3 protein-coding genes are annotated in these 2832 nt (G+C 65.6%); all 3 read right to left on the reverse strand.

Going from position 1 to position 2832, the window contains the following annotated elements; translation table 11 throughout:
- On the reverse strand, positions 1–916 hold a 916-nt coding region (locus D6B71_RS22265), incomplete at its 3' end, for a hypothetical protein (RefSeq protein ID WP_164519788.1).
- 6 nt (positions 917–922) lie between these two features.
- Entirely contained in the window at positions 923–1738 is an 816-nt protein-coding gene (locus tag D6B71_RS22995) for a hypothetical protein (protein WP_164519789.1), read from the reverse strand.
- Positions 1735–2565 (reverse strand): TIGR04255 family protein, encoded by an 831-nt coding sequence (locus D6B71_RS22280; RefSeq protein ID WP_126688351.1) that lies wholly within the window; start codon positions 2563–2565, stop codon positions 1735–1737. Before D6B71_RS22280 ends, D6B71_RS22995 begins: the two co-directional genes overlap by 4 nt.
- Between the last annotated feature and the right edge of the window lie 267 nt (positions 2566–2832).

Consider the following 2832-nt stretch of genomic DNA (forward strand, 5'->3'; position numbering starts at 1 on the left):
CCACGTCGAACCCGCCGTGGGTTGACAGACATAGAAGAGTCACTCTGCTGGACTCCACTGTCGTCACCGGGCACTGGTCCAGTGCCAACGCCTCGGCTGGTAGCACGGTGATGCCACGGCCAGTCATCGCTTGTGCGATACGTTCGCTGGTCTCGCGCCACCATGCCAGGACCGGAGGGGACGGGTGACCACTGGCCGCGAACGCGGCGAGTTGGACGACCCGGGGGGCGAACATGCTGTCCGCGCGGGCCCCGATCTCCTCGATCTCGGTTGCCACCTGGACGAACAGCGGCTTGTTGGTGGCTTTGAGTGCCTTGAGCTCGGCGGCCAGGGTGTCGTCGAGGCACTCGTTGACGACCTTTGCCCACGCCGGTCGCTTGCGTACCTCGCAGACGGCCTCGGCGATGCGGCGTGCGTCGGCTTCGGTCGGGAAGCCCTGGATAGGTGTCCGCCCGACCAGCCAGCTCTTCTCCACAGGCACTTCCAGGCGCAGGTCCACAACCCAGAAACCCGGCGCCCGTTCCGATAGCGCGGGAAGGTGAAGCATGCCTTGAAGAAGCTTCCCCTTCTTCAACAGACTACGCATCGAGCCGTCCAGGTCCGAGCCGTCGAAGACGGGCGCGATCGCGACGAACGGTTGCCTCGGGACCTCGAAGTCCACCTCGCCTACGTCGCAGGTCTGACTGGTGATGACACCGAACGGCGGCGCGAGATCGTTGGCGTCCACGATCTCCGGCCCTTCGTAGTCGGCGTCGAAGTAGACCTTGGTTTGCGTCAGCACCGCGTACTGCGGGTCAGCGAAGTAGAAGTAGGGCGGGTTCTCCACGACGTCACCGGAGGCGAAGGTCGCTGCGGCAGCGAGAACCTCAGGCGGCCACCCTCCACGATCGACAGGCAGTTCGTCCGAGATCGCCATCGGAAATCACGTGCTCCTCGGCTTGCGGACACGTCGTGCCGGGCCGGGGACGTGCGAGCCTGCGGTGCGCGCACCGGCCACTAGCCAGGCCGCCTCCGAGTCGCTCAACCCGGCATCGAAGTCGGGGGCTGTCGGGGTCACGAAGAGAAGCGACGCCGCTTCGTTGACAACCTGACGAAGCCCGTCTTCTCCAGCCTCGAGCAGAGCAAGGCGGTCGCGGCCCTGAGCGTCGCTGGCGCGCAACCAGAGTCGCACCTGGGCTTCATCGCCGAGACTTCGAACCAGTCCCGAGACCAGCGCGTGCACCTGAGTCAGTCGTTCGGTGGACGCAGCGTAGGCGTTCTTGCCCTGTCGCCAGTTCGTGATGCTGCGCCGGGACACGCCCACCAGGTCCGCAGTGCCGTCGTCGGCCAGGCCGAGCCAGGTCTTCAGCTCCTCGACAAGCTGGATCGGACGAAGGTCCAACACTGACGGGCTCGCCGGCACCTCCACGCCGCCACGACTCGGGAGTCGACGTTCGGGTCCTTGGTGAACTGGCGTGGTGGAAGTTGTCGCACCCGCGGCGGGAGTGCCAAAGAGGCCAGCGAGCAGGACGCCGGACGCGGCCGCACCCCGCACTGCGTTACGCAGACGGCCCTCAGTGACGGGTGTGGCCTCGCGCTTCGAGACCTCGATCTCAGGTGCCGTCGCTAGGTTCGTAGAGGTTCCCCACACGTGCACCGTGCTGTCGGTCGTGGTGCGGTCGGTCGTGGTGCGGTCGGTCGTGGTGCTGTTGGTGGCGGGGCTGCTCGAGGGAGTGGCGAACAAGGTGGCGACGCTCATCCCCGCAACTCCGAAAAGTAGGTGTCTGTCACCACGCTTTGGAACAGCCGGAGGTTGAGATCGTGGAGGCGATCCACTGTGTGAAGAACGGCGTCGACGGCGAACGGGCGCACTTGCTCGTCGAAGCAGTCTGTGTCGAGGACGAACGAATACCCATTCGGGGTGGAGTCGGAGGCGACGCTCCCACGGACGTTCGCCCGCAGACCCTCGACCAGGAGTTCTGAGGAGGTTTGGGCAACGAGGGTTGCGCTGTCCAGGACCGGGTGCGCGCCGAACCCCAGGACCGCCGGGTTCAAGAGACCCTGCCACTGCTGCGGGTAGGCCGAGGCGTCTCGGACGAAGCGGTCCACGAACCTGAGACCAACTCTTTGGGCCAACTGCGGCGAGTAAGCCTCGTACACGAACGTCGTCACTGCCTCGAGGAGCGCCCAGAAGTTTGTCCAGGTCGTGTAACGAGTGCACTCCACGGAGAACGAATCGGCACCCAGCGTGACGATCCACCCTGAGTCGCCGAGGAACCGCCAACCGGCCGGTTGCATCACTCCGGGGAACACGACACCCGGCGGGAACGCCACCTGACCAGACGGCAGTTGCTCCGCGCGGGTCACCCACGGTGACAGTCGTGCTTGCGCCGTGGGCACGAGCCCTGGGTCAATCCCTGCCCCGATGGCCTCGTGTCGAACTTGGCACACGACGAGCTCCAGCGGCGCCTTCTTCAGCGTGTCGGACTTGGGGGCGCCCAGATCAGAAAGGCGCACGCCGAATAGGGAGTGTGAAGGATTCGACACCGAGCAAGTGTTGCGCAAGTTTTGCGCAACTTCAAGCATCAGCGGTTCCCCGCCCACCCCACCCGCCCAGTCCTGCTCGCAGCCGCACTCAGGGACGGACCTGTCATGACCGACAGGAAGCGCGTACGCCCATAGACGTAGGCAGCGGCCACGACGCCGTGTTGCGGGAGTAGCGAATCTTCAGCCACACGTTGAGCTAGGCAGCATTCGGGGCGGCCATGTCGGCGACCCAGCCCTAGTAATGCGAGTAAGAGTCCCTGGGAGTGGTGGGGTTTGAGGGAGCAGCGGCGGGGCGTCAGCACGTAG

Origin of the sequence: Nocardioides ferulae (assembly GCF_003660455.1) — a bacterium.
In the GTDB taxonomy this organism is placed as follows: domain Bacteria; phylum Actinomycetota; class Actinomycetes; order Propionibacteriales; family Nocardioidaceae; genus Nocardioides; species Nocardioides ferulae.